We start from the raw sequence: 25,953 nt of genomic DNA, 5'->3' as shown, positions 1-25,953 counted from the left end.
TAACCGTTTTCATATATTCTTAAATTAAGTAATATTCAAATAATTCAAAAGAAATGAGAGAGTCACATGCTTCTTCAAGGAACACATCGAATTGGTCGTATGGCCATGCTGTTGGCACTTGCGGATGAGAATGAAAGTCCTGTATTATCCATTCCAAAAGGTTGGAAGTATTGTACGGGGAAAGTGGGTTCGATGAATTCGCAAAAGGTTGTCGCAGCAATGGAAACAGCGGCTAAAAGCAACCAAGTTATTGAAACAGACGTTTACAGAGAAACACATGCACTTTATCATGCAATTATGGAAGCTTTGTACGGAGTGACGAGAGGTCAAATTCAGTTAGCAGACGTTCTTCGTACAGTAGGACTTCGTTTTGCGATTGTGCGCGGTACACCATACGACGGGAAAAAAGAAGGCGAATGGGTTGCTGTTGCATTATATGGAACGATTGGTGCACCTGTAAAAGGATCTGAGCATGAGGCGATTGGTTTAGGAATTAATCACATATGATTTGCCCATAGTCTATTAGTTAGAAGGGGGCCTTACTTTTTTAGGACAGAAGTCTGTCTTAAAAAGATAAGGTCCCCTTTTGCCTTTTTAAGGAGGAAAAATGATGATTACGTTAACAGGACATACATTGACAGTTGAAGAAATGAAGAGGTTATTACTGGAAGGAGAAGGTGTAACAGCTTGTCCAACTAGTATGCAAAAGGTAGCGGAGTGCCGCGAAGTAGTTGAGAAAATTGTAGAGGACGGAAAAGTCGTTTACGGTATTACAACTGGATTTGGAAAGTTTAGTGATGTGCTTATCCAAAAAGATGATGTAAAGGCACTTCAACATAATTTAATTCAGTCACATGCATGTGGGATAGGTGATCCATTCCCGGAAGAAGTATCGCGCGGAATGTTAATTTTACGAGCGAACACGATGCTTAAAGGAGTATCAGGCGTAAGGCCGCTTGTTGTAAATATGCTTCTTGAGTTTGTAAATCGTAAAATTCATCCAGTCGTTCCGCAACAAGGTTCACTTGGTGCAAGTGGAGATTTAGCACCTTTATCTCATCTTGCGCTCGTATTATTAGGCGAAGGTGAAGTGTTCTATAAAGGGAAACGCGTTCATGCAATGGTTGCTCTTACAGAAGAAGGGCTTGAGCCAATTGAACTTGAAGCGAAAGAAGGTCTTGCGTTAATTAATGGTACGCAGGCGATGACAGCACAAGGAGTTCTTTCTTATATAGAAGCAGAAGCAACGGCGTATCAAGCTGAACTAATTGCTTCGATGACAATTGAAGGGTTACAAGGCATTATTGATGCATTTGATGAAAATGTTCATAAAGCACGTGGCTATAAAGAGCAAGTGGATGTAGCAAGCAGAATTCGTGACATTCTTCATGATAGTAAGTTAACAACAAAACAAGGAGAACTACGTGTACAGGATGCCTATTCACTTCGTTGTATCCCGCAAGTACACGGTGCTTCTTGGCAAGTTTTGAATTATGTGAAAGAAAAATTAGAAATTGAAATGAATGCCGCAACAGATAATCCGCTAATCTTTGATGGCGGGGAAAAAGTAATTTCAGGTGGTAATTTCCATGGTCAACCGATTGCATTTGCGATGGACTTCTTAAAAGTAGGAATGGCGGAACTTGCAAACATTTCAGAGCGTCGTATTGAGCGTTTAGTAAATCCGCAGTTAAACGATTTACCGCCATTTTTAAGTCCAGAACCAGGACTTCAGTCTGGTGCAATGATTATGCAATATGCTGCAGCGTCACTAGTTTCTGAAAATAAAACGTTAGCACATCCAGCGAGTGTTGATTCAATCCCGTCATCAGCTAACCAAGAAGATCACGTAAGTATGGGAACAATCGCTTCACGTCATGCACATCAAATTATTCAAAATGTAAGACGTGTTCTTTCAATTGAAATGATTTGTGCGATGCAAGCGGCAGAATATCGTGGAATTGAAAACATGAGTACAGTGACGAAGAGCTTCTACTATCAAGGGCGTCAGCAAGTACCATCTATTACAAATGATCGCATCTTCTCAACGGATATTGAAAATATTGCACATTGGTTAAAAACGAATTATTCGATAAAAGAAAGATTGGATGTAAACGCAGCACTATAAAATGAGAAAAGGGAGAGATTGAAATGGAAAAAGTACAACAAACAATTCGCGCGCCAAGAGGTACAGAGTTACAAACGAAAGGGTGGGTGCAAGAAGCTGCACTTCGTATGCTAATGAACAATTTAGATCCGGAAGTTGCTGAAAAACCAGAAGAATTAGTTGTGTATGGCGGAATTGGCCGTGCAGCTCGTAACTGGGAAAGCTATCAGGCGATTGTAGATTCATTAAAAACGTTAGAAAGCGATGAAACGTTACTTGTTCAATCAGGAAAACCAGTTGCCATTTTTAAATCACATGAAGATGCACCTCGCGTTCTGTTAGCGAACTCAAACTTAGTACCAAAATGGGCAAACTGGGATCACTTCCGAGAACTAGAGAAAAAAGGTCTTATGATGTACGGACAAATGACAGCTGGTAGCTGGATTTACATTGGAACACAAGGGATTCTACAAGGAACATATGAAACATTTGGTGAAGCAGCTCGTCAACATTTCGACGGTTCATTAAAAGGTACATTAACACTTACTGCTGGTTTAGGTGGTATGGGTGGTGCACAACCTCTTGCTGTAACGATGAACGGCGGTGTTGTCATTGCTATTGATGTTGATAAGCGTAGCATCGATCGTCGTATTGAAAAGAGATATTGTGACATGTATACAGAATCATTAGAAGAAGCATTAACTGTTGCGAACGAGTATAAAGAGAAGAAAGAACCAATTTCAATTGGCTTGCTAGGAAATGCGGCAGAGATTTTACCAGAACTAGTGAAGCGTGATATTACGCCAGATTTAGTTACAGATCAAACATCTGCTCATGATCCATTAAACGGTTATATTCCAGTAGGTTACACATTAGAAGAAGCAGCGAAACTTCGTGAAAAAGATCCAGAACGTTACGTACAATTATCAAAAGAAAGTATGACAAAACATGTGGAAGCGATGCTTGCGATGCAAGAAAAAGGTGCAATTACATTTGATTATGGAAATAACATTCGCCAAGTTGCTTTCGATGAAGGTTTGAAAAATGCTTTCGATTTCCCAGGATTCGTTCCAGCATTTATTCGTCCATTATTCTGTGAAGGAAAAGGGCCATTCCGCTGGGTAGCACTTTCTGGTGATCCAGAAGATATTTATAAAACAGACGAAGTAATTTTACGTGAGTTCGCTGATAATGAACATTTATGTAACTGGATTCGTATGGCACGTCAACAAGTTGAGTTCCAAGGACTTCCATCACGTATTTGTTGGTTAGGTTACGGTGAGCGTGCGAAATTTGGTCGCATCATTAATGAAATGGTTGCAAATGGTGAATTATCAGCACCGATTGTTATTGGTCGTGACCATTTAGATTGCGGATCAGTAGCATCTCCAAACCGTGAAACAGAAGCGATGAAAGACGGTAGTGATGCAGTAGCTGACTGGCCAATTTTAAATGCATTAATTAATAGTGTAAACGGTGCGAGCTGGGTATCTGTTCACCACGGTGGTGGCGTTGGTATGGGTTATTCACTTCACGCTGGAATGGTTATCGTTGCAGATGGAACAGAAGCAGCAGCAAAACGTATTGAGCGCGTATTAACTTCTGACCCTGGTATGGGTGTTGTTCGTCACGTGGATGCTGGATATGACTTAGCTGTGGAAACTGCGAAAGAAAAAGGCGTTAACATTCCAATGATGAAATAAGGAGGAGAAAACATGCTGGACACTTTACTAATAAATATCGGTCAATTACTAACAATGGATCAAGAAGATGGCTTGTTAAGACGAGAAGCGATGAACACGCTTCCTGTTATCGAAAACGGTGCGGTTGGAATTGAAAATGGTGTAATCACTTTCGTTGGAACAGCGGAAGAAGCGAAAGGATTACAAGCGAAAGAAGTTATTGATTGCGGGGGGAAAATGGTTTCTCCTGGTCTTGTTGATCCGCATACCCATCTTGTATTTGGTGGATCTCGTGAAAATGAAATTGCGCTAAAATTACAAGGAGTTCCGTACTTAGAAATTTTAGAACAAGGCGGAGGTATTCTTTCAACTGTAAATGCAACGAAACAGGCGTCGAAAGAAGAACTTGTTCAAAAAGCGAAATTCCATTTAGACCGTATGCTATCTTTCGGCGTTACAACTGTAGAAGCGAAGAGTGGTTACGGATTAGATGATGAGACGGAATGGAAACAATTAGAGGCAACTGCACAATTACAAAAAGAGCATTCAATCGATTTAGTTTCCACATTTTTAGGTGCTCATGCAGTTCCGAAAGAATATAAAGGTAGATCGAAAGAATTTTTACAATGGATGTTAGACCTATTACCAGAAATGAAAGAGAAACAATTGGCGGAATTCGTTGATATTTTCTGTGAAACAGGTGTGTTCTCAGTAGAAGAATCAAAAGAATTTTTATTAAAAGCGAAAGAGCTTGGCTTTGATGTGAAAATTCATGCAGATGAAATCGACCCTCTTGGTGGTGCGGAAGCAGCGGCAGAAATCGGTGCAGCATCAGCAGACCATCTAGTTGGCGCTTCTGATAAAGGGATTGAAATGCTTGCAAACTCGAATACAGTAGCAACATTATTACCAGGAACAACTTTCTATTTAAATAAAGAAAGCTTTGCTCGTGGTCGTAAAATGATTGATGAAGGTGTTGCAGTTGCGTTAGCTACAGACTTTAACCCAGGTAGCTGTCCAACTGAAAATATTCAGCTTATTATGAGCATTGCGATGCTAAAACTGAAAATGACACCAGAAGAAGTTTGGAATGCCGTAACGGTTAACTCATCATATGCCATTAACCGTGGTGATGTAGCTGGGAAAATTAGAGTTGGTCGTAAGGCAGATTTAGTTTTATGGGATGCTTACAATTATGCTTACGTACCGTATCATTACGGCGTAAGTCATGTGAATACAGTATGGAAGAATGGTAATATTGCATATACAAGAGGTGAACAATCGTGGAGCACGGCCACTATTTAAAGAAAAACGCAAAGTTTATTGATCGTGAAGTGACAAAATGGAGTGAGATGATTAAAGATTGGGAGGAAGGTGTAGAAATATTCGGTGCTGCCTTAATTGGAGCACCCCTTTCTAAACCATCTATTAGTCATTCAGGAGCGAGTTTTGCTCCAAAGACAATTCGTGCGATGTTAGATGCATACAGCACATATGCAATTACAGAAGAACACGATATGAAAGAAAGTGTCTTATATGATTGCGGCGATATTACGATGCATGTGACGGATATAAAAGAAAGTCATAACCGAATTGCGAAAACAGTTGGTCATGTAACGAAAGTAAATCCGAACATGATACCAATCGTTCTTGGTGGTGACCACTCGATTAGTTTTCCGAGTATAACAGGCTTTGCAAACAGTAAAGGAAAGGTCGGGATTATTCAATTTGATGCTCATCATGACTTACGTAATTTAGATGATGGAGGCCCGTCAAATGGTACACCATTCCGTAGTTTACTAGAAAATGATGTCATTACAGGGAAACAACTTGTTCAAATTGGAATTCGTAATTTTTCTAATGCACGTGCGTACCATGAATATGCAATAGAGCATGGTGTAACAGTGTATACAATGAAAGACGTACGAGAGCGAGAAATAAAAGATATTATCACGGAAAGTATTGAATTATTAAGAAATCAAGGTGTGACTTCTATTTATATTTCTCTTGATATGGATGTGCTAGACCAAGCGTTTGCACCAGGTTGTCCAGCAATTGGGCCTGGTGGAATGGATAGTACGACTTTACTAGATGCGATTGAATTCCTTGGTAAAGAACCGCTCGTTCAAGGGATGGATATAGTAGAGATTGATCCAACTCTTGATTTCAGAGATATGACGAGTAGAGTAGCAGCGCAAGTGATTATGAGTTTTCTTTTAGCGAGGGAAACGGTTAGTAAGCAAGTTAGTATATAGACGGAAAAGTAGATCTTTATTTATGCCTTAACAAAAACACATCACTACTTAAATGTAGTGATGTGTTTTTGTATTAAAAGAGAATGAATGTGTGTGGAACCGTTAATGGAATTGCGATTTTTATAGTTTATTGTGTAAATTTAATTTCTTGCTTCTGAAGTGTTGACGTGTAAAATAATTTTATGATAAAATAAAAATTTTGATAAAAAACTAAAAGTATGTTAAGCTTGAGAAGGTTACCATATATGGAGGTGGATTATTTGTTTCAAATTGGCGATAACATTGTTTATCCAATGCAGGGAGCAGGTATAATTAAAGCCATAGAAGAGAAGGAAATCTCAGGAGAAAAACAACAGTATTATGTTATAAAAATGTCGGCTAGTAATATGGAACTAATGATTCCAGCAGGGAGAATATTGAATTCGAATATACGTCCAGTTACGGATATAACCGCATTAGCACACATAATGGATATTTTTCAACATGGGGAATCAGATAGATTACTTACGTGGAAACAAAGGTATAAATTGAACACTGATAAAATAAAGACGGGTAAAATGCAAGAAGGTGCTGAAGTTGTGCGTGATTTAATGCGTATACAGAAAGAAAAAGCACTTAATGCAAGCGAAAAGAAGATGTTAGATAACGCATATGAATTTTTGATTAGTGAACTGGGATTAATTGAAGGTATCACAGAAAATCAGATAAAAAGCTTTTGTTAAGGTTCATTACAAATAATGTATTATATCCCAAAAAAGATCTTGAATTTTTTGGGAACATAATTATAGAAAATTTATCATTTCAAAGACATTCAACTCTTTCAAACCACTTTTAGAGCATTACCTCTATTGTTATTACTACAATCAAATCCATTTTTATTTTTTAATTTCATTTATGAATGTTCGAAGTTTAATTGAATACTTCGATAAAATAGTTACTTGATTTTTGCAATCCTGATTCACACTGGCACGGACGAGGAGCCGTAAGGATGAAAGAGAGGTAGGGCTTTCATTGTTTTAGGTATATAAGTTATTATTTTTAGAAGAATACTGAACCATTTTCACTTCTATTGATAAGGTGCTTTTTTATTAAAGAGATAAACGAATTGACAGCCATATATGGTCAACAAAAAAGGTTTCCTCCTAAGGAAACCTATTTAATATTATTTATAGCGTTTTGTTTTTTGAATATTCGAATTTTTTATTTTAAAGTCGTAAAAATTGACGTTACTATCTAAAAGTAAGTATGATGCGATTATAGTAAGATTTTTTAGGGGGAAGAAAAATGACAAGTTCAAGTAATAAAGCAGCGAGTATTTATGAAGGAACAAATGTAAATGCTGGGGGATTTTTTGAAAACGTTGAAGAAACAAAGTTGTTTGATCCAATTCAAGTTGGAGCTTGGTCTCTTCGTAATCGTATAGCGATGGCACCGATGACAAGATGCTTTGCAGATAATGAGACTGGAGTAGTTGGTGCGGATGTAGTGGAGTACTACAGAAAACGTGCTGCGGATGGAATTGGACTAATTATTACAGAAGGAATTGTCATTAGTCCGAGAGCAAAAGGAAACCCAGGAGTACCAGGTATTTATACACAAGAACAAATCGATTCTTGGAAACCTGTTACAGAGGCAGTACATAAAGAAGGCGGGACGATTATTGCTCAAATATGGCATGTTGGGCGTATGAGTCATCATGAAATAATTGGTGGTCAAATGCCACAAGCGCCGTCGGCTATCGCTGCAGAGGGAAATGTTCCACGCTTTCGTAAACCGTTTGATATGCCAGAAGCAATGACGTTAGAAGAAATACAAGAAGTGATCGATCAATACGCACAAGCTGCGAAAAATGCGATCGAAGCTGGATTTGATGGAGTAGAAATTCACGGTGCACACGGATATTTAATCGATCAATTTACGTATGAGTTTGCGAATAAGCGAACAGATAAATATGGCGGTGATTTAAAACAAAGGTTAACGTTTATGAAAGAAGTAACGGCAGCTGTAATAGAAGCTGTTGGAGCTAATAAAACACTTCTTCGTTTCTCTGCTTTCAAAGGTGATAATCCTACTTATATGTGGGAAAACCCTGAGTTTGCAATTGAAACGTTCATAAATATGTTTAAAGAGGTTGGATTAACGATGATCCATCCTTCAACGATGAATTATACCCAAGAGATTGCTGACGGAAAGAATTTTCATCAACTAGTAAGAAAATATTGGGATGGTACGATTGTTGGGGTTGGTAATTTAAATCCGAAAGAGGCCGAAGAAGCGTTGCAAGAAGGAACGATTGATGTAGCGGCATTCGGAAGACCGTTAATTGCTAATCCAGACTTTGTTCATCGAATTAAATACGCTGAAAGTTTAGTTGAATATGACGCGAAAGAGCATCTTGTTACGTTAGTATGAATAAAGATAAAAGGAGAACACATCTAGTGTTCTCTTTTTATTATGGAATTTCATAGGGGGAAGCGGGATGAGTGAAACGCTACTCGTTATTATTAGTATATTACTATTTTTAATGTTGCTTTTAATCGTCTTTTTTATCATTACATTTTTTATAAAAAAACGAACACATCATTCTATTTTAAAATTACATCCGTACTTAGGAAGAATGCGCTACTTACTGGAAAAGATAGGGCCTGAATTTCGACAATATTGGTTTGATCATGATACGGATGGAAAGCCTTTCTCACGTTATGATTTTCAAAGTGTTATGTTTTTAGCGAAATATCGCTCTGAAATACTTGGTTTTGGATCAAAACGAGATTTTGAAGCTTCTGGATATTATATTGCTAATACATTATTTCCGATATTAACGGAGGAATTAAGTGTGAATCTCACGCAAGAGCGAGAAGGTAAAAAGTACGTGATTCATAAAGAAGGGTTATTTTCAAGAAGAGAAAAATTGACAGCGGATACAACGAATCTTTGGCTGTACGAAGAAGATGATGCAATTATAGTCGGTGAGAACCGTAAATATCCGTGGAAGCTACATGGCATGTTTGGTGCATCTGCGACTTCTTATGGTGCGATTGGAGAAAATTATATTTTAGCGAGTGGTCTTGGAGCAAAAATGGCAGGCGGATCGTGGATTAATACGGGTGAAGGTGGTGTTATTCCAGAACATTTACATACAGGAGCGAATATCGTTGCGCAAATTGGTCCAGGGTTATTTGGATACCGTGATGAAGACGGTAATTTTTCAATGGGAAAATTCATGGAGAAAGTGAAAGAAAGTAATATTAGAGCATTCGAATTGAAATTTGGGCAAGGTGCTAAAATACGTGGTGGTCATTTAGAGGGGCAAAAAGTAAATGAGAAAATTGCGTTTGTTCGCAACGTCCGAAAGGGAGAGACGATTAATTCACCGAATCGATTTTCATTTTTAAAGAATGCAGCGGATACACTTTATTTTATTCAACAGTTGCAAGAAAGCGGCGGTAAACCAGTTGGAATGAAAATTGTAATTGGTCAGCAGAAGCCTTTGGAAGATTTAATAAAAACAATGAAAGAACTAAACATTTATCCAGATTTTATTACAATAGACGGTTCAGAAGGCGGGTCAGGGGCAACGTATAAATCGATGGCAGATTGTATGGGACTGCCGCTTATTCCAGCATTACTTACATTTATTGATACAGCAAACCATTATGGTGTTCGTAACAAGTTTAAAGTATTTGCATCGGGTAAATTAATCACACCAGATAAAGTAGCGATTGCTTTAGCGATTGGGGCGGATGCTGTAAGTTCAGCCCGCGGATTTATGATGGCAAGCGGCTGTATTATGGCCCTTCAATGTAATTCTGGCCAATGTCCATCTGGTGTAGCCACGACGAATCCGCATTATCAAAAAGCGTTAGATCCGTATGAGAAGAAGTGGCGAGTCATGAATTATATTATTAGTATGAGATATAGTTTATTTTCATTAGCGGCAGCGGCGGGAGTGAAGAGCCCGCGCCATTTAACTAGAGAGCATATTGTGTTTAAAGACGAGGTGGGGAGAGTAGTTCCTCTTTCGGAATTGTTTCCTATAGTAAATCAAACCTAAAAGTATATTTGATATGTAAGATTTTTTTAAGGAATAATCATATTTTTGGAAAAATTAGGAGTATAATAGGGAAGTATTTTTAAAAATGACTATTTTTAGGGAGAGATTCACTTGCAACAAGGTTCTTACAGTATTACAATTTTTTTACTCGTCATAGGGCTCGTTATATTTAGACGCATGCGCTCTATGAATCGACCAATTAATAATAAAGGAAGACGACTACTATTGCCATTATTTTTCTTATTACCAGGTTTTTCTTTATACGCAGCACCGATACAACTTGCTGGTTGGCAAATTTGTATAGCTGCTGGGATCGGACTGCTATTGTCAATTCCACTTATTATTTTAAGTGGGTATGAAGTCAGAGAAGATGGTCAAATTTATGCAAAAAAAAGTATCGCTTTTATTGCTACATTTTTAGTTATCGTTCTTTTACGTGCTTATTTTAGAAGACATTTACAAGGTCTAGATCCAAAGTCAATCGGCATTCTTTTCTACACTCTTGCGGTTTGTTATATAGTACCTTGGCGTATTGGATGTTATATGAAATTTCGTAAAGTATATGTAGAGAAAGAGAAAATTGAGACGTCAATAAGCTAAAAGTCATACATTTGTATGGCTTTTTTCTTTTAAAATTTATCGGGTAAACGAATGAAAATAAGGTGTGAAAAAACACCGTTTAATTTTCCGAATATTATTACTTTAATTCCTTAAAAAATCATTGTAATCCACTGGGATAAAGGCGTTTATAAAGGTTTTCACATGTAATAAAAAGTGCTCGTTCACTTGAAAGAACAAAAAATGTTTGTTAAGGTAGGGAACCATAAGCGAAAACAAGAAAATAGAAAAAGTCATTTTTCGAAATTTTGAATGGCTTATGGACTAAGGGAGAGATTTGGTGAAGATTGAAATTATGGTATCGCTTGCTATTTATATGGCAGGTATGTTGTATATCGGATATTGGTCTTATAAGAAGACATCCGATTTATCAGATTATATGTTAGGCGGGAGGGGACTCGGTCCAGCAGTTACAGCTTTATCAGCTGGTGCTTCTGACATGAGTGGTTGGATGCTAATGGGATTACCTGGTGCGATGTATGCAACAGGATTATCAAGTGTATGGATTGCGATAGGTTTATTAATAGGTGCGTATGCAAACTATTTAATCATTGCCCCGCGTTTACGAACGTATACAGAAGTGGCAAATGATTCAATTACGATTCCAGACTTTTTAGAGAATCGGTTTAAAGATCGTACGAAAATACTTCGTTTTGTCTCCGCTATCGTCATTTTAGTATTTTTCACATTTTATGCGTCGGCTGGTTTAGTTTCAGGTGGACGTTTGTTTGAAAATTCTTTTAACCTTGATTATAAAATTGGTTTATTTGTAACAGTGGGTGTCGTTGTTGCGTATACACTATTCGGTGGCTTTCTAGCCGTAAGTTGGACGGACTTTGTGCAAGGTTGTATTATGTTTATTGCGCTTGTATTAGTGCCAATTGTTGCTTTTACGGATGTCGGTGGTGTAACAGAAACATTTAATACGATTAAGCAAGTCGATGCATCGCATTTGGATATGTTTAAAGGGACTACAGTATTAGGGATTATTTCCTTTTTAGCATGGGGCCTTGGATATTTTGGTCAACCACATATTATTGTCCGCTTTATGGCAATTACCTCTATTAAAGATTTAAAAACTTCTCGTAGAATCGGTATCGGTTGGATGACGATTTCAATTATAGGTGCAATGCTTACTGGTCTAATTGGTATCGCCTATTATGCTAAAAATAATGCGATATTACAAGACCCAGAAATGGTCTTTGTAACATTCTCAAATATTTTATTCCATCCATACATTACAGGATTTTTATTATCAGCTATTTTGGCTTCGATTATGAGTAGTATTTCCTCACAATTACTTGTTATTTCAAGTGCAGTAACGGAAGACTTTTATAAAACATTTTTCCGTCGTAACGCAAGTGACAAAGAACTTGTATTTATCGGTAGATTATCAGTATTAGTAGTGGCTATGATAGCAGTTGTTTTAGCGTATCATCCAAGTGATACAATTTTAACACTTGTAGGTTATGCTTGGGCAGGATTTGGTTCAGCATTTGGACCCGCTATTTTATTAAGTTTATATTGGAAGAGAACGAACAAATGGGGCGTTCTTGCTGGTATGATTGTCGGTGCAGTAGTTGTTATAGCATGGGTACAAATTCCAAGTTTAAAAGCAATTATGTATGAAATGGTACCTGGATTCTTCTGTAGTTTATTAACTGTTATCGTTGTAAGTTTATTAACGAAAGAACCCGTTAAGGCAGTTCATCGTGAATTTAATGAGATGGAAGCAGTACTGGAAGAAGAAACGAAATGATTTGAAAAGAGAGTAGACGGTGAATAACGTTTACTCTCTTTTCTTTTTAAATGAAATAAGTAACTTATTGACAAAGAAAAGTAAGTAACTTATAATAAGTATTGAGGTTGAGATAAATGACATTCTAAATCAAGTTTTATTATGATTTTAGAGTGAGTAAATGTTTTTTGGAAACTATCTTGAAATCGAGATAATCCCGATAAGTTAGACGCTAATGTGTAATTTTGTAATTAATATCTCGAATTCGAGATAAAATTATTATAACGGATTTTACTTTGTAGCATGGACAAAATGAATAATGAATTTAAATGTAAAAGAATTTTTATAATGAAATAAAAAAGGAGTGGAAGAAATGGAAAAGAAAACAATGGGAATCCATCACATTACAGCGATTGTAGGGCATCCACAAGAAAATGTAGACTTTTATGCTGGTGTATTAGGGTTACGTTTAGTGAAACAAACAGTGAATTTTGATGATCCAGGTACGTACCATCTTTATTTTGGAAATGAAGGAGGAAAGCCTGGAACAATTATTACGTTTTTCCCATGGGCAGGTGCTCGTCAAGGTATTATTGGGGACGGTCAAGTAGGAATTACGTCTTACGTTGTACCAAAAGGTACAATGGAGTTTTGGGAAAATAGATTAGAAAAATTCGATGTTTCGTATACAAAAATGACTCGTTTTGGAGAGCAGTATTTAGAATTTGATGATCCGCATGGTTTGCATATAGAATTAGTTGAAAGAGAAGCAGGCGAATTAAACAATTGGAGTTTTGGAGAAGTTACACCAGAAGTAGCAATTAAAGGGTTTGGAGGTGCTGTTCTTTTATCTGCACAGCCTCAAAAAACAGCTGAATTGTTAGAACATATTATGGGTCTTGAAAAAATTGGAGAAGAGGGCGAATTTGTTCGATTCCGTTCTTCTGCTGACATTGGAAATATTATTGATTTGAAATTATCAACAATCGGTCGTGGCCAAATGGGCGTTGGCACAGTTCATCATATTGCCTGGAGAGCGAGTGATGATGCTGATCAGCTAGACTGGAAAGAGTATGTGTCGCGTTTTGGATATCACGTAACTCCTGTACAAGATCGAAATTATTTTAACGCGATTTATTTTAGAGAACATGGTGAAATCTTATTTGAAATTGCAACAGATCCTCCTGGTTTCGCTCATGATGAATCGTTAGAGACGATGGGTGAGGAATTAAAGTTACCGGAACAATATGAACAACATAGAAAACAGATTGAACAAACGCTTTTACCATTTGAAGTGAGAAATTTAGATTAAAGTGATTGGAGGGGGAACAGGATTATGATGAAACATGTTTTTCAAAAAGGAAAACATACGTCAAAACCAGTGTTGTTATTACTTCATGGCACAGGTGGTAATGAATTAGATTTACTACCACTTGCAGAAATAATTGATCCGGAAGCGTCGGTATTAAGCGTTAGGGGAAATGTGTTAGAGAATGGGATGCCGCGTTTCTTCCGCCGATTAGCAGAGGGCATTTTTGATGAAGAGGATTTAATTTTCCGTACGAAGGAATTAAATGAATTTTTAGATGAAGCGGCTAAAGAATATAAATTCGATAGAAATAACATTGTAGCTATCGGTTATTCGAATGGGGCAAATATCGCAGCAAGCTTATTATTCCATTACGAAAATGCATTGAAAGGTGCTGTGCTTCATCACCCAATGGTACCTAGAAGAGGAATGCAATTAGCAAATTTAGCAGGGAAATCTGTGTTTATTGCTGCTGGGACAAATGACCCAATTTGTTCATCAGCAGAGTCAGAGGAATTGAAGGTACTATTAGAAAATGCAAATGCGAATGTAACAATGCATTGGGAAAATCGAGGGCATCAATTAACGATGGGTGAAGTAGAAAAAGCAAAAGAGTGGTATGACAAAGCATTTTAAAAAAAGAAGCATCTGCTAACGATTAGCAGATGCTTCTTTTTTATTTAAGACTGGATTGCAAGATGAGATGAAGAAAGTGGTAGCTCAATATCAACAATCGTACCTTTATTTAATTCGCTTGAAATGTGTAATTTACCATGATGTTCTTCAATTATTTTGTAACACATCATTAATCCTAGTCCTGTGCCTTTTTCTTTTAAACTATAAAAAGGTTCGCCTAGACGGGAGATACGATCTTCTGGAATGCCACAACCTTCATCGATAATTCGTATTAAGATGAAATTATCCTCTAATGGTTTTGTTTGGATGAAAATATTTCCGCCATTTGGCATCGCTTCTATCGCATTTTTTAATATGTTTATAAAAACTTGTTTTAATTGGTTACCGTCACATTGAATATCATATACGTAATCAAAATGATCCATGATGATATGAACGCTATGCATAATTGCAGTCGGTAAAATAAATGTAACTACCTCTTCAATTAAAGTTTGTATGTTACAAGTTTGGATAGATAATACTTGTGGCTTAGACATCGCCATAAATTGACTCGTGATGGATTCCATTTGTGAAATCTCACTTAACATAACATCGATATACCATTTTTGCTCCTCATTTATTTCAGGGAGGAGCAACGTTAGAAAACCTTTTAGAGAAGTGAGTGGATTTCGAATTTCATGGGCAATTCCAGCTGTCAGTTGTCCGACTACTGCGAGCTTCTCAGATTTTCGTAATAACTTTTCAGTTTCTTTTAGCTCAGTAACATCTCTCCCCATCACGATAAGACCTTTGCGAGAACCGTCAGGATGATAAAGCGGGACTTTTGATATACTTAAGATTAGATCGAAATCATCTCTATGTATAATAAATTCCTCGCCATGAAGAATTTGTCTTTGTTGCCATGCTAGTTCATCAATTTCTTCACAATGTAAAAAAGCTTCTCGGTATGCTTCATTATATTGAATGAGTTCGCTATCTTTTTTCCCGTGGTAAGGTACATGATGGAAATTGAAGCAAGAAAGTGCGTAGTCATTTGCCTCAAGCCAGCGCCCTTCATGATCTTTAAAAATAACAAACGCAGGCATGGAGTTTACTAATGTACGCAATCTCTTCTCACTTTCTTTTAGTATATTCTCAATTCTTTCTGATTTTTCAAGCGGCTTCATAATAGCATATACGCCAGTAAGACGATTTTGAACAAAAATAGGAACTAGTTTTGTCACAACATCTAATAAGAATCCATTTTTATGATAAATAGATAAGATATACTCTTGTTGATTATCCGCTTCAGTATTCTTTATATTTTGTAATACTTGCTCAGAAATATGGGCTTCTAAAATAGAGGTAATATTTTTCTGTTCTAATTCTAAAGAAGTGTAACCTAATATTCTTTCGGCAGAAGGATTTATATGTAGAATAACTCCTTCTAAATTTAATGAAATAATACTATCAGGATTGTGTTCGAACAGAGATGCGTACATTTCTGTTAATGAACGATCTTGTATATGGTTTCGCAAACGTCTAGAAATGTTCGGATGACGTTTTTTTTGAGTTGGTGAATATTTTTTACGACTCATAATAGTTCCTCCGTACAAATAGCATCTAAAAAGATTTGTCTATTCATAACTATAATATAGATGTAATGTGTATTTCTATAAAAAATGGAAGTTATAGAATAAATTTTGTTTTTTTTATTTTTTGCAAGGTGAATGCAGGAGGGTAATAAGGGGAGCTTATATTGTTTTATAAACCTTTTGTAAGTTACAGACGGTTGTTTTCCGTATAACATTAGGGTAGAGGAGGGGGAGAGAAAATGAAAAATTATATTCAAGGGATTGATCACGTGCAAGTAGCTGCACCTGTAGGGTGTGAAGAAGAGGCGCGTGATTTTTATGGGAATACGATTGGTATGGAAGAAATTCCAAAGCCAGAAGAGTTGAAAAAACGAGGTGGATGTTGGTTTAAATGCGGAAATCAAGAAATCCATATTGGTGTCGAGCGGAACTTTACACCAGCTAAAAAGGCTCATCCAGCTTTTTATGTGAATGAAATTAATGAATTTAAGCAAACACTTATAGAGCAAGGTGTTAAAGTGATTGATGATTATGCACGGCCAGATGTAATTCGATTTTACGTGTCAGATCCATTTGGAAACCGAATTGAATTTATGCAAAATAAAGACTAGGTGGATTCCCACCTAGTCTTTAACTTCTTCTGAAAAGTCCTAACACTTCTACAGTTTCTGTAATATTAACGAATGCATTCGGGTCGATTTCAGAAATTGTTAGTTTCATACTTGCTAATTCTTCACGAGAAACGACGGTCATAAGTACACGCTTTTTCTCGCTTGAATAAGCACCTTCGCCATCAAGTAACGTTATTCCACGTACAACAGTTGAAAGAAGTTGTTTTTTCATTTTTTCTGCTTCATTTGTTACAATCATAAGTGTAACTTTACGATGTTTTGTATGAACAGCATCAATTACTTTACCAGTTACATAAATTGAAAGTAAGCTTGTAAGTGCAACATCCCAGGTGAAGAAGAATCCTGCGATTATTACAACGACTGCATTTAAAATAATAAGGAATCCGCCAAGTTTAATGTCTCGCTTGCGGGATAAAAGCATACCGATAATATCAAATCCACCAGTGGATCCATTACAGTTAAAAACAAGACCAATACCAGCTCCGGCGATTACACCTCCGAAGATAGAAGATAACAATGGATCTGTTGCTACGACTTTTACTGGAACGTAGTATAATGCAACAGATAATACAACTACAGAGACAACTGTGTTAAAAATTACTTTTTTTCCAAGACCTATGTACCCTAAAATAAGGATAGGTAAGTTTAATACAAAGTTAATAATGCCTGTGTTTACAGGGGTTACAATCCCTAAAATAATAGCAATTCCGCCAATTCCACTACTTAAAATTTTGTGGGGGATAAGGAAAAGATTAAAGGCAACCGCAATAATAATAGAACCGATAATAACACCAAGGAATCTGACCATTTCTTTCCCGTCCTTCACTGAAAAATTCATATTATTTCAAGATTATATATGATATTGAAAGTTTTGGGTAAAAACAGTTTATTTAGGTAAATTAGATTAATCAAAAGAATTTGAGTATTTTATCATTTGAAAGGGGATACAGTTGTGAAGATAAAAACATATCAACAGAAAAGCCCGTTGAAGCAAGAATGTGAGGATTCTTATTTTTGTAATAAAGAAAAAAAGATTTATGGTGTATGTGACGGTGCAACACCACTTGTCCCGTTTCGTGATGAAAAGGGACATAATGGAGCATACATCGCTTCGCATTTATTTGCAAGTTATTTTACTGCATTACGAGAGAATCATAGTTTACAATTTGCAGTTGCCAAAGCAAATGAAGTATTGCAAAGCAAAATGTTAGAATATGAAGTAGACACGAGAAAAAAAGAGCATTTGTGGTGCACATGTATCGCGGCAGTCCAAATAGTTGGTGAGAAAATTGAATATGCGCAGCTTGGGGACTGTATGATTGTCGCAACTTTTCAAAATGGAACGATGCAAGTATTAACGAAAGACACAGTTGAAGGAATTAGTAAAAGAGCAAAAAAGAAGAGGGAAGAAGATCGTAAAAAAGGGTTATCTGTACCAGAAGAATATGTTTTTCAAGATGTTCGAGAACAGTTAAAATACAATCGTTATCTTGCAAATATGCCAAATGGTTATTCAGTTGCAAATGGAATGAAAGAAGCGATACATTATTTACAACATGGTGAATTACATACAGATGAAGTGAGTGGGATTTTTATTTGTTCAGACGGGTTATTTCACCCAGATTGGTCATTAGAACAAACTGTTGCATATATAAGAAAGAATAGTATAAACGAATATATAGCAATTATTGAAGAGCTAGAAGCGGAAAAGAGAATAAGGCCAGATGATAAAACGATTATAATGATTGATTTTTAAGAGGAGGCAGTTCAAATGGAAATTAAACGTGTCAATCTAACATTTCAAGATGAATTAGTTCCTTTAGAAAAAGTAAACAAACTGATTATTCACCATACAGCTGAAGATGGATGGGACGTGTATAAAACGCATGAATTTCATCAAACTGTAAGGGGGTGGAGCGGAATTGGTTACAACTATTTTATCGAAAAGGATGGAACTGTAGTGGAAGGGCGAGGTTTACATATTGGAGCGCACGCGAAAGACCATAACCGTCATACAATTGGAATATGTATGACGGGAAATTTCGATAAATACGATCCCACTCCCCCGCAAGTGAATGCATTATATTCTTTATGCAAACTGTTTATGAAGCAATTTGCTATAAAGAAAGAAAATATACTCGGTCATAGAGAGTTAGAAGGAGTTACAAAAAGCTGTCCTGGTAATCGTTTTTCTATGGTAGAGTTAAGGAAGATACTATCTTAAATATAGAGGAGTAACAACGATGATGAATATAAAAATACCAAATGATAAAAAAGAAGAACTTGTAGCACAAATTCAGCAATTTTTTATGGAAGAAGATTTAGATGAAATTGGACGTTTCCAAGCAGAGCGTTTAATAGAAGAAATGATTAAATTAGTTGGACCGTTTGCATATAATCAAGCAATTGGAGATGCAAGAAAGCTTGTAAGTGAGAAATTAACGAATATCGAAGAAGATTTATACGTGTTAGAGAAGAATGAAGGGAAATAAAAAAAGAGCCGATGGGCTCTTTTTTTATTTTTCTTTCTTGTGTTCTTTATATTCATGTACTTTTTCTTTTACATTACCAACTGTATCTTTAGCAGTGCCTTTCACCTTATCCCATTTTCCTTCAGCTTGTAATTTCTTATTGTCAGTTACTTTCCCAACAACTTCTTTTACTTCACCTTTTACCTTATCAATGGCACCTTCTACTTTTTCTTTTAAACCATGATCATGTTTAGTCATACATTTCTCCTCCTTGTAGTTTGATTAGAATTCTCTTTTCATATTGCAAGTTGAATGATGTATCTAGTAATATCGTAACAAATCTAGTTTGAATATTCAAATGATTAATAGGATAGAAAAGAATTTGTCATAAAATGTTTAAAAATGTAACGGAAGGAGAAATAAAGTAAATTATATGTCTTTTGCGGTCCATATTGATTTTGTATAAGCAATTTTCATGTGGGCACGTTCCATGTTATTTTGACTGCCGCTACCGAACCTTGCTTGTCCAACTATTAAAGTACAATTGGATTCAATAGCTGTCTTAATTCGTTTTTGAATTAATGCAGTGTGACAGCCTTTACGCTGAAATTCTGGTAAAGTAGCAGAAGCAGCTAATGATGCGACACCTTTATTTATATACAGGACACCAATACCAGCAGGGATATTTTGAACTTCAGCTATGAAAAAATGCCATCCTGGTTCATTGTAAAGAATTTCATTATTTTGGCGCACGCTATCTTTTGTAAAGGATGGCATATTAAATCCACGTACATATATGTCTGCAAAAATATCAAATTCATTTTCTTTCAGTTTTCGTAATGTAATATTAGAAGGAAGAAGTGATGAACTCTCTCTCGGTATACTATACAAAGCAGTATGGAAGCTAGATTGGTAAAAACCTTTTTGAGATAAGTATTGAAATAGTTCAGTTGTGCCTTGCGCTGGTGTAATTTCAAAACGGCAAGGAATTTGTAGTGATTCATAATAAGAAATAATTGCATCAATCGCATCTGCATTTGTAATACCTTTTACCGTATTAAAAGCAGGACCGGCAATTATTTTTGATGAAAAGGCAGTGGCACTACCGAAATTTTTCATGTGCACTTGCATTGGGTTTCCGCTTATTGTTTGTAGTCTCTCTAATCTAGAAGAGAGCATATCAATTTCTGCATTTTCAATTTCTGTTGCTATATCGAGTGTCATAACAGTAGTCATAAAATTCCTCCGTTAATAAATATATTTCATAGTACATATACGATTTTTGTTTTGAGATTCCTGTTGAAATGTGAGAGAATAAGAGGTTTTTTGGAAGGGAAATGGAAGTGAGCTGTCGAAGGGAGTGGAAACAGATTAAAGGTGGTGCTCTCATGAAACAAAAAACCGTGCAGACATGCTCTAATTGTGGTTCTCAAAACATAGGAGAAGGTGAGTTTGTCGGATATGCACAAATACGGAAAAAGGAAACGATGTTCACATCTTCACCGGTGGATGCTTATATTTGTACAGATTGCGGGAATATCCTTCTATTAAAAGTACGACATTATGAAAAGTTTAAGCAGAAGCCGTTATGATTATTGAAAAGTGTTTTTATTAAAGAAGCTAATAGGAGTAATATTTTACATATATATGAATATGCCTTATATAAAGAGATGACAACATATACTGTGTGGGATGCTTATTAATCGTTGCACAACATACAAAAATATATAGAAGAAATTGTGAATTAATATGAGAAAGAAAATTAGCCCTTCTTGGAATATTTCATATCGAAAACTCCTTTAAATGAATAAGGGAGTTTTTATTTTTTGTAACAATAATTACCTTTAATTGTTATAATTTGTTATTGGAATGAAATGTTTGATTAATGTCATAATCGTAGAAGAAAACTAGCTAAATCGTATGAAAAACCGCTATATAACACAATCGCAACCGTAAGTTGACAAAGTGCAACTGCAGGAAGATAGAGATAAGGGCAATGTTTACATACAATTTAGGTAAGAAAACAAAGGGGGACACACATATGGGATTTGGTGAAAAGCTTTTTAAATTAAGAAAGGAAAAGGGCCTTTCTCAAGAAGCATTAGCTGAAAAATTAAACACAACAAGGCAAGCGGTTAGTAAATGGGAAAACGGTCAAGGTTTTCCTGAAACTGAAAAGTTAATAATGATTGGAAATGTATTTGAAGTATCACTCGACTATTTATTAAAAGAAACTGCAGAGCAAAGTAATGAAAATGTGGATGGCTATTACGTAAGTCAGGAAATGGCAGAAGGGTATATAGTGTATGGGCAAAAGATTTCAAAATATATAGCGTTAGGGTTTAGCTTGCTCATTTTATCTACAATACCGTATTTACTATTTAAAGAAAATGCAACAATGTCGACATTCCTTGTCATTATCATTGCTGTTCTTGGAATTGGAGCAATGATGGTGCCTGCAAGGATAGAAGAGAGTCGATACAATGTATTGAAAAAAGAAGAACTACTATTTGATCAAAACTTTCTAAAAGAATTGACAAAAAGATATGCGATTATTAAGAAGAAGTATGCCGCAGTGATGATTGTTGGATTTTGTTTTATTGCCGCAGGCGCAATACCGTTTTTGTTTGAGGAAAAGCATATCACTTCAGGAGAATTAGTGCAGTATTATCCGTACTGTGTTGTACTTATTGCTATTGGAGTTTATCTTTTTGTTCGTGTTATAGGAGTGTGGGAGATGTATCGAATTTTAGTAGAAAATAAAGAATATAGCAATCGTATTATTTTCAAACTAAAAAAGAAAGTGAGAGAAAAAGTGGATAATTTTTAATAGGAGCAAACATACTTTTATGAAAAGTTAAGATAGGAGTGAAATGATGTCAAACATTCTAGAAATTAAAAATTTAAGTAAATCATTTGGAAACAAAATTGTTTTAAAAGATGTTACATTCAATGTGCCATCAGGGTCAATAGTGGGATTCATTGGTGACAATGGGGCAGGTAAATCAACAACATTTAAAACAGTACTAGAATTAATTTCTAAAGATAGTGGTACAGTGAAAATATTTGGTGAAGAAAATATAAATAAAGATGCCAAGAATAAGGAGAAGATTGGAGTCGTATTTGATGCTATGAATCTCCCGGCTCATCTTACAATAAAACAACTAAATAAGGTTTTTGAAAAGATGTTTGAATCTTGGGACAGAGAAAATTTTTACCGATTAGTTCATTCTTTCTCTTTACCTACTAATCAAAAAGTAGGTAGGTTTTCCCGTGGAATGTCGATGAAACTATCTATAGCTGTTGCATTGTCGCATAATGCCAAATTGTTAATCCTAGATGAAGCGACGGGAGGTCTTGATCCTTCATCTAGGGAGGAGGTATTAGAGGAATTAAAAAGTTTTGTGAATAAAAGTAACGGTGGTATATTACTTTCTTCACATATTATGAGTGATGTAGAAAAAATAGCTAGTCACCTTATTGTGATAAAAGATGGAGAAATTTTATTGAATGAAGAAAAGGATAAAGTTTTGGACAATTATGCCATTGTAGATGTTGATGAGGAACAACTAACTTTAATCAACAAAGATATAGTTGTGGTGAAAAGGAATAATGGTTCTTATTTCAATGTACTTGTATCAGATGTGCATAAACTACCAAATGGGATTGCTCATAGAACCATTTCACTAGAAGAAATAAGTGTTTTATTAACAAGGAGTGAAAAATAAATGAAAGGTTTATTATTGACAAACTACTATCTAGTGTATCGAACTTTCTTTATGTTCATGGGAATGGCGATATTAGGATCGGGATTTGTTTTTTATTTTGGTAATGCTTCAATGTACCGTTTAATTGCTACATTCATTATCTTATTTGCTGCGATTCCTGCACTTGAAGTTATTAAGTATGAGAGTAAGTCGGGTTATGAAAAATATGTACTTACTTTACCGGTTATTAGAAATAACATTGTACAAAGTCACTACCTTTTCTATTTTTTAGTTGTAATTATTGGTACTTTATTATCGTATGGCATATTTTATGTACATGGTTTAGTATCAGATATACCAATTGATGATGATATATTTAAGAGTGTTTCTTTAGGGACGTTCATCATTCTTAATGCCGGAGCAATAGCCTATCCACTTCTCTATGTTTTTGGAGCAGAAAAATCTGATGCTATTACAATTGGAGGCGCATGCGGGGGGCTTGTTACTTATTTTGGATTACAAAGTGTTATTGGTTATCTAATAGAACAATTTCCAATATCAAATTTAAATTCATCTGTATACGTTTCAATGCTATATACAATATTTGGTGTTATCATATATATCTTTTCTTTTGTTATTTCGGTATTTATATATTGTAAGAAAGAATTTTAATATGTTTTCACTTGGTATTTTCTGAATTATTTCCAAAGAAATAATTCAGAAAATACAGAAAAATGTCGTAATCATTTGCGGAAGTCTGTTATAATAAACGAAAAAATGAAAACGCTTTAAAGGGGGATATAACCAATATGATGATGAATGTACCGCTAACAATTAGTTCTATGATGGAAAGAGCAGAAAAGTTATTCTCAAAGAAAGAAATTGTTTCTCGTACACATGATACCATTACGACATTAACGTATAAGCAGCTAGGAGAAAGGACGAGAAGACTTTCTAGTGCGTTAAAAAAGCTTGGGATTAAGGAAGGCGAACGTGTAGGAACGTTAGCGTGGAATCATCATCGACATGTGGAGGCGTATTTTGCTATTCCTGGTATTGCTTCCGTTTTACACACAATTAATATTCGTTTATCTCCTCAACATATTTCATACATTATTCAGCACGCAGAAGACCGAATTCTACTTATAGATGAAGATCTCGTACCGCTTGTTGAAAATATTCAATCACAATTATCAACTGTACAAGCTTACATTATTATGACTGATAAAGATGAACTCCCAAACACTACGCTGAAGCCTGTATATCATTATGAAAAGCTATTAGAAGAAGGCGATCCCAATTTCCAATTTGTAAAAGATATTGATGAAAATACACCAGCTGGTATGTGTTATACGTCAGCGACTACAGGAAATCCGAAAGGTGTTGTATATACGCATCGTAGTACTGTACTGCATTGCATGGCACTCGGTTTAGCGGATACAGCTGCTTTATCGGAAAGTGACGCGGCGATGGCAATTGTACCGATGTTCCATGTGAATGCTTGGGGACTTCCTTTCGCTGCTACTTGGTTTGGATCAAAACAAGTTCTTCCAGGACCGATGTTTACGCCGAAAATTTTATTAGAAATGATCCAATCTGAAAAAGTGACGTTAGCTGCCGGTGTGCCGACAATTTGGCTCGGTGTATTACAAGAGTTAGAAAATAATAGTTATGATTTATCTAGTATGACGAGAATACTATGTGGTGGTGCAGCCGCACCGAAAAGTGTTATTAAAGCATTTGAACAGAAACACAATGTTCCTTTCATCCATGCATATGGTATGACCGAAACAAGCCCACTCGTAACACTTGCACGTTTAAAAAGTTATGAAACAGAATTATCGTATGAAGAGCAATTAGAAATTAGATCAAAGCAAGGGTATCTTGTCCCTGGTGTAGAGATGAAAGTAGTCGGTACAAATGGTGAAGTGAAGTGGGACGGTACGGAGATGGGAGAACTATGTTTACGAGCACCTTGGATCGCTGAAAGCTATTATAACGATGATCGTACTGTCGAAGGTTTTAGCGATGGATGGTTATATACTGGTGATGTTGTCACAGTGGATGAGGAAGGTTGCGTGAAAATTGTTGACCGTACGAAGGATGTTATTAAAAGCGGGGGAGAATGGATTTCTTCGGTCGATCTTGAAAATGCTTTAATGGCACATGATGCTATATTTGAAGCGGCTGTCGTTGCAGTTCCTCACCCTCAGTGGCAAGAGCGACCAATTGCCTGCGTTGTTCAAAAGAAAAATAGTACGGTTACAAAAGAAGAAATATATGAGTTTTTAAAACCACAGTTTGCGAAGTGGTGGTTGCCAGACGATATTGTCTTTATGGAAGAAATACCGAAAACATCTGTTGGGAAGTTTTTAAAACAGGCGCTTCGGAAAGAACTGGAGCATTTGCATAGAGAGAAATAAGTGAACTTCTATTTGTAAACTCTAATACATTAATGGTTGACAAAAGAAGAATGGAAAGATAATATGATTTTTATGATATGTTACCTAAAATAAATTTTAAGTTTACAAATAGGAGAAGCAAATATGAATACAAAAAACTTAGTTTTTGTCGCTTTATTCAGTTCTATTATGGGAGTGTTAGGGTTAATACCTCCGATTGCTCTTTCTATTACACCAGTTCCAATTACATTGCAATCACTCGGTGTTATGCTTGCGGGTGGGTTGTTAGGATCACGTCTAGGTGCGTTAAGTCAGCTTATTTTCTTACTTATTGTAGGAGTTGGAGCACCATTGCTTGCTGGTGGACGCGGTGGCCTTGGTGTATTTGTTGGACCAAGTGCAGGATATTTACTTGGTTACATCATTGGGGCGTTTGTTATTGGTTATTTAATTGAGCGTTTACGTGAAGTTTCTATTATAAAAGTATTATGTATTAATATAATTGGTGGTATTTTCGTAGTTTATGTATTTGGTATTACTGTACAAGCGTTCTTAATGGATGTTTCTGTATGGGAGACAATGAAAGTGAGTGCTGTGTTTTTACCAGGGGATTGTATAAAAGCAATTATTGCGGCAGTTCTCGTAACAAAATTACATCGTTCATTGAAACATATTATTACGCCCGCTTTAAAGAATGGAAAATATACAAATGCGGGATGATAAAGGGAAGAAACACGTTAATTGCGTGTTTCTTTTTATTATTATTGT

General features: G+C 35.9%; 26 protein-coding genes. 22 read left to right on the top strand and 4 right to left on the bottom strand.

Annotation, left to right across the window (positions count from 1 at the left end; translation table 11 throughout):
* Positions 1-66: 66 nt before the first annotated feature.
* The 12 genes from hutP to V7S45_RS17830 all read left to right on the top strand — a co-directional run bounded on the left by hutP (position 67) and on the right by V7S45_RS17830 (position 14,399).
* Positions 67-507, top strand: a complete 441-nt coding sequence (gene hutP, locus V7S45_RS17885; protein WP_000926516.1) for a hut operon transcriptional regulator HutP — start codon at positions 67-69, stop codon at positions 505-507.
* 103 nt (positions 508-610) lie between these two features.
* Positions 611-2,128 (top strand): histidine ammonia-lyase, encoded by a 1,518-nt coding sequence (gene hutH, locus V7S45_RS17880; protein WP_342761451.1) that lies wholly within the window; start codon positions 611-613, stop codon positions 2,126-2,128.
* A 23-nt stretch (positions 2,129-2,151) separates the two neighbouring features.
* The gene (gene hutU, locus V7S45_RS17875; protein ID WP_000416944.1) at positions 2,152-3,810 is read left to right on the top strand and encodes a urocanate hydratase; all 1,659 of its coding nucleotides are present in this window, start codon (positions 2,152-2,154) and stop codon (positions 3,808-3,810) included.
* Between the two features lie 12 nt (positions 3,811-3,822).
* A complete protein-coding gene (hutI, locus tag V7S45_RS17870; protein WP_000887531.1) occupies positions 3,823-5,094 on the top strand; it encodes an imidazolonepropionase in 1,272 nt (423 codons plus the stop codon).
* Positions 5,073-6,044 carry a formimidoylglutamase gene (hutG, locus tag V7S45_RS17865; protein WP_000399838.1) on the top strand — a complete coding sequence of 324 codons (972 nt, stop codon included), beginning with the start codon at positions 5,073-5,075 and terminating at the stop codon, positions 6,042-6,044. Before hutI ends, hutG begins: the two co-directional genes overlap by 22 nt.
* Positions 6,045-6,304: 260 nt before the next feature.
* The gene (locus V7S45_RS17860; protein WP_170317877.1) at positions 6,305-6,766 is read left to right on the top strand and encodes a CarD family transcriptional regulator; all 462 of its coding nucleotides are present in this window, start codon (positions 6,305-6,307) and stop codon (positions 6,764-6,766) included.
* A 562-nt stretch (positions 6,767-7,328) separates the two neighbouring features.
* A complete protein-coding gene (locus tag V7S45_RS17855) occupies positions 7,329-8,456 on the top strand; it encodes an alkene reductase (protein WP_088345603.1) in 1,128 nt (375 codons plus the stop codon).
* A 67-nt stretch (positions 8,457-8,523) separates the two neighbouring features.
* A complete protein-coding gene (locus V7S45_RS17850; RefSeq protein ID WP_000005167.1) occupies positions 8,524-10,098 on the top strand; it encodes an FMN-binding glutamate synthase family protein in 1,575 nt (524 codons plus the stop codon).
* 111 nt (positions 10,099-10,209) lie between these two features.
* Entirely contained in the window at positions 10,210-10,698 is a 489-nt protein-coding gene (locus tag V7S45_RS17845; RefSeq protein WP_001183921.1) for a cytochrome c biogenesis protein CcdC, read from the top strand.
* A gap of 298 nt (positions 10,699-10,996) precedes the next feature.
* On the top strand, positions 10,997-12,475 hold the full coding sequence (gene putP / locus V7S45_RS17840) for a sodium/proline symporter PutP (protein ID WP_000687595.1): 1,479 nt from the start codon (positions 10,997-10,999) through the stop codon (positions 12,473-12,475).
* A gap of 352 nt (positions 12,476-12,827) precedes the next feature.
* A complete protein-coding gene (locus V7S45_RS17835; RefSeq protein ID WP_000412739.1) occupies positions 12,828-13,766 on the top strand; it encodes a ring-cleaving dioxygenase in 939 nt (312 codons plus the stop codon).
* 24 nt (positions 13,767-13,790) lie between these two features.
* Positions 13,791-14,399: an alpha/beta hydrolase gene (locus tag V7S45_RS17830; RefSeq protein WP_342761450.1), complete on the top strand. Its 609-nt coding sequence runs from the start codon at positions 13,791-13,793 to the stop codon at positions 14,397-14,399.
* A 44-nt stretch (positions 14,400-14,443) separates the two neighbouring features.
* On the opposite strand, the gene V7S45_RS17825 is transcribed toward V7S45_RS17830, so the two are convergent.
* On the bottom strand, positions 14,444-15,976 hold the full coding sequence (locus tag V7S45_RS17825) for a BA3702 family sensor histidine kinase (protein ID WP_000087648.1): 1,533 nt from the start codon (positions 15,974-15,976) through the stop codon (positions 14,444-14,446).
* Positions 15,977-16,212: 236 nt separating this feature from the next.
* Here V7S45_RS17825 and V7S45_RS17820 point away from each other — a divergent pair, with 236 nt between their 5' ends.
* Positions 16,213-16,584, top strand: a complete 372-nt coding sequence (locus V7S45_RS17820; RefSeq protein WP_000800772.1) for a VOC family protein — start codon at positions 16,213-16,215, stop codon at positions 16,582-16,584.
* A gap of 19 nt (positions 16,585-16,603) precedes the next feature.
* Here the strand turns inward: V7S45_RS17820 and V7S45_RS17815 are convergent, their stop codons facing one another.
* The gene (locus V7S45_RS17815) at positions 16,604-17,413 is read right to left on the bottom strand and encodes a YitT family protein (RefSeq protein WP_000251344.1); all 810 of its coding nucleotides are present in this window, start codon (positions 17,411-17,413) and stop codon (positions 16,604-16,606) included.
* 126 nt (positions 17,414-17,539) lie between these two features.
* Between V7S45_RS17815 and V7S45_RS17810 the strand changes: the two genes are divergently transcribed.
* From V7S45_RS17810 to V7S45_RS17800, 3 genes are read left to right on the top strand one after another with little or no spacing between them, the layout of a single operon-like run.
* A complete protein-coding gene (locus V7S45_RS17810) occupies positions 17,540-18,361 on the top strand; it encodes a protein phosphatase 2C domain-containing protein (protein ID WP_002026192.1) in 822 nt (273 codons plus the stop codon).
* Between the two features lie 15 nt (positions 18,362-18,376).
* Entirely contained in the window at positions 18,377-18,829 is a 453-nt protein-coding gene (locus V7S45_RS17805) for a peptidoglycan recognition family protein (RefSeq protein ID WP_000404001.1), read from the top strand.
* Positions 18,830-18,848: 19 nt separating this feature from the next.
* Positions 18,849-19,097 carry a DUF2164 domain-containing protein gene (locus tag V7S45_RS17800; RefSeq protein ID WP_000981064.1) on the top strand — a complete coding sequence of 83 codons (249 nt, stop codon included), beginning with the start codon at positions 18,849-18,851 and terminating at the stop codon, positions 19,095-19,097.
* Positions 19,098-19,121: 24 nt separating this feature from the next.
* Here V7S45_RS17800 and V7S45_RS17795 read toward each other — a convergent pair whose 3' ends face one another.
* Together V7S45_RS17795 and V7S45_RS17790 are read right to left on the bottom strand one after the other, a co-directional pair.
* Complete coding sequence (locus V7S45_RS17795; RefSeq protein ID WP_000160410.1) at positions 19,122-19,334, bottom strand: CsbD family protein; 213 nt, start codon at positions 19,332-19,334, stop codon at positions 19,122-19,124.
* Between the two features lie 171 nt (positions 19,335-19,505).
* Positions 19,506-20,312 (bottom strand): GNAT family N-acetyltransferase, encoded by an 807-nt coding sequence (locus V7S45_RS17790; RefSeq protein WP_025687652.1) that lies wholly within the window; start codon positions 20,310-20,312, stop codon positions 19,506-19,508.
* Between the two features lie 152 nt (positions 20,313-20,464).
* Between V7S45_RS17790 and V7S45_RS17785 the strand changes: the two genes are divergently transcribed.
* From V7S45_RS17785 to V7S45_RS17760, 6 genes are all read left to right on the top strand, one after another.
* Complete coding sequence (locus tag V7S45_RS17785) at positions 20,465-20,668, top strand: hypothetical protein (protein ID WP_000810948.1); 204 nt, start codon at positions 20,465-20,467, stop codon at positions 20,666-20,668.
* Positions 20,669-21,117: 449 nt separating this feature from the next.
* Positions 21,118-21,906: a helix-turn-helix transcriptional regulator gene (locus V7S45_RS17780; RefSeq protein WP_342761449.1), complete on the top strand. Its 789-nt coding sequence runs from the start codon at positions 21,118-21,120 to the stop codon at positions 21,904-21,906.
* Between the two features lie 46 nt (positions 21,907-21,952).
* Complete coding sequence (locus tag V7S45_RS17775) at positions 21,953-22,804, top strand: ABC transporter ATP-binding protein (protein WP_000065397.1); 852 nt, start codon at positions 21,953-21,955, stop codon at positions 22,802-22,804.
* On the top strand, positions 22,805-23,455 hold the full coding sequence (locus V7S45_RS17770; RefSeq protein ID WP_342761448.1) for an ABC-2 transporter permease: 651 nt from the start codon (positions 22,805-22,807) through the stop codon (positions 23,453-23,455).
* 137 nt (positions 23,456-23,592) lie between these two features.
* Positions 23,593-25,206 carry a long-chain fatty acid--CoA ligase gene (locus tag V7S45_RS17765; RefSeq protein ID WP_342761447.1) on the top strand — a complete coding sequence of 538 codons (1,614 nt, stop codon included), beginning with the start codon at positions 23,593-23,595 and terminating at the stop codon, positions 25,204-25,206.
* 123 nt (positions 25,207-25,329) lie between these two features.
* Positions 25,330-25,905 carry a biotin transporter BioY gene (locus V7S45_RS17760; RefSeq protein ID WP_001093334.1) on the top strand — a complete coding sequence of 192 codons (576 nt, stop codon included), beginning with the start codon at positions 25,330-25,332 and terminating at the stop codon, positions 25,903-25,905.
* The last annotated feature ends 48 nt before the right edge of the window (positions 25,906-25,953 follow it).

The sequence above is a fragment of the Bacillus sp. BR3(2024) genome (assembly GCF_039134555.1).
Classification (GTDB): domain Bacteria; phylum Bacillota; class Bacilli; order Bacillales; family Bacillaceae_G; genus Bacillus_A; species Bacillus_A cereus.
This window is presented reverse-complemented; position numbering and strand designations above follow the sequence as displayed.

What these genes read in the sequence shown, in the direction of transcription:
- V7S45_RS17815 (WP_000251344.1), bottom strand. Translation starts at nt 17,413, where the DNA reads ATGGTCAGATTCCTTGGTGTTATTATCGGTTCTATTATTATTGCGGTT.
- V7S45_RS17775 (WP_000065397.1), top strand. Translation starts at nt 21,953, where the DNA reads ATGTCAAACATTCTAGAAATTAAAAATTTAAGTAAATCATTTGGAAAC.
- V7S45_RS17790 (WP_025687652.1), bottom strand. Translation starts at nt 20,312, where the DNA reads ATGACTACTGTTATGACACTCGATATAGCAACAGAAATTGAAAATGCA.
- hutH (WP_342761451.1), top strand. Translation starts at nt 611, where the DNA reads ATGATTACGTTAACAGGACATACATTGACAGTTGAAGAAATGAAGAGG.
- V7S45_RS17770 (WP_342761448.1), top strand. Translation starts at nt 22,805, where the DNA reads ATGAAAGGTTTATTATTGACAAACTACTATCTAGTGTATCGAACTTTC.
- V7S45_RS17760 (WP_001093334.1), top strand. Translation starts at nt 25,330, where the DNA reads ATGAATACAAAAAACTTAGTTTTTGTCGCTTTATTCAGTTCTATTATG.
- V7S45_RS17785 (WP_000810948.1), top strand. Translation starts at nt 20,465, where the DNA reads ATGAAACAAAAAACCGTGCAGACATGCTCTAATTGTGGTTCTCAAAAC.
- V7S45_RS17835 (WP_000412739.1), top strand. Translation starts at nt 12,828, where the DNA reads ATGGAAAAGAAAACAATGGGAATCCATCACATTACAGCGATTGTAGGG.
- V7S45_RS17795 (WP_000160410.1), bottom strand. Translation starts at nt 19,334, where the DNA reads ATGACTAAACATGATCATGGTTTAAAAGAAAAAGTAGAAGGTGCCATT.
- V7S45_RS17765 (WP_342761447.1), top strand. Translation starts at nt 23,593, where the DNA reads ATGATGATGAATGTACCGCTAACAATTAGTTCTATGATGGAAAGAGCA.
- V7S45_RS17800 (WP_000981064.1), top strand. Translation starts at nt 18,849, where the DNA reads ATGATGAATATAAAAATACCAAATGATAAAAAAGAAGAACTTGTAGCA.
- V7S45_RS17830 (WP_342761450.1), top strand. Translation starts at nt 13,791, where the DNA reads ATGATGAAACATGTTTTTCAAAAAGGAAAACATACGTCAAAACCAGTG.
- hutU (WP_000416944.1), top strand. Translation starts at nt 2,152, where the DNA reads ATGGAAAAAGTACAACAAACAATTCGCGCGCCAAGAGGTACAGAGTTA.
- V7S45_RS17820 (WP_000800772.1), top strand. Translation starts at nt 16,213, where the DNA reads ATGAAAAATTATATTCAAGGGATTGATCACGTGCAAGTAGCTGCACCT.
- V7S45_RS17855 (WP_088345603.1), top strand. Translation starts at nt 7,329, where the DNA reads ATGACAAGTTCAAGTAATAAAGCAGCGAGTATTTATGAAGGAACAAAT.
- V7S45_RS17805 (WP_000404001.1), top strand. Translation starts at nt 18,377, where the DNA reads ATGGAAATTAAACGTGTCAATCTAACATTTCAAGATGAATTAGTTCCT.
- hutI (WP_000887531.1), top strand. Translation starts at nt 3,823, where the DNA reads ATGCTGGACACTTTACTAATAAATATCGGTCAATTACTAACAATGGAT.
- V7S45_RS17780 (WP_342761449.1), top strand. Translation starts at nt 21,118, where the DNA reads ATGGGATTTGGTGAAAAGCTTTTTAAATTAAGAAAGGAAAAGGGCCTT.
- V7S45_RS17850 (WP_000005167.1), top strand. Translation starts at nt 8,524, where the DNA reads ATGAGTGAAACGCTACTCGTTATTATTAGTATATTACTATTTTTAATG.
- hutP (WP_000926516.1), top strand. Translation starts at nt 67, where the DNA reads ATGCTTCTTCAAGGAACACATCGAATTGGTCGTATGGCCATGCTGTTG.
- V7S45_RS17825 (WP_000087648.1), bottom strand. Translation starts at nt 15,976, where the DNA reads ATGAGTCGTAAAAAATATTCACCAACTCAAAAAAAACGTCATCCGAAC.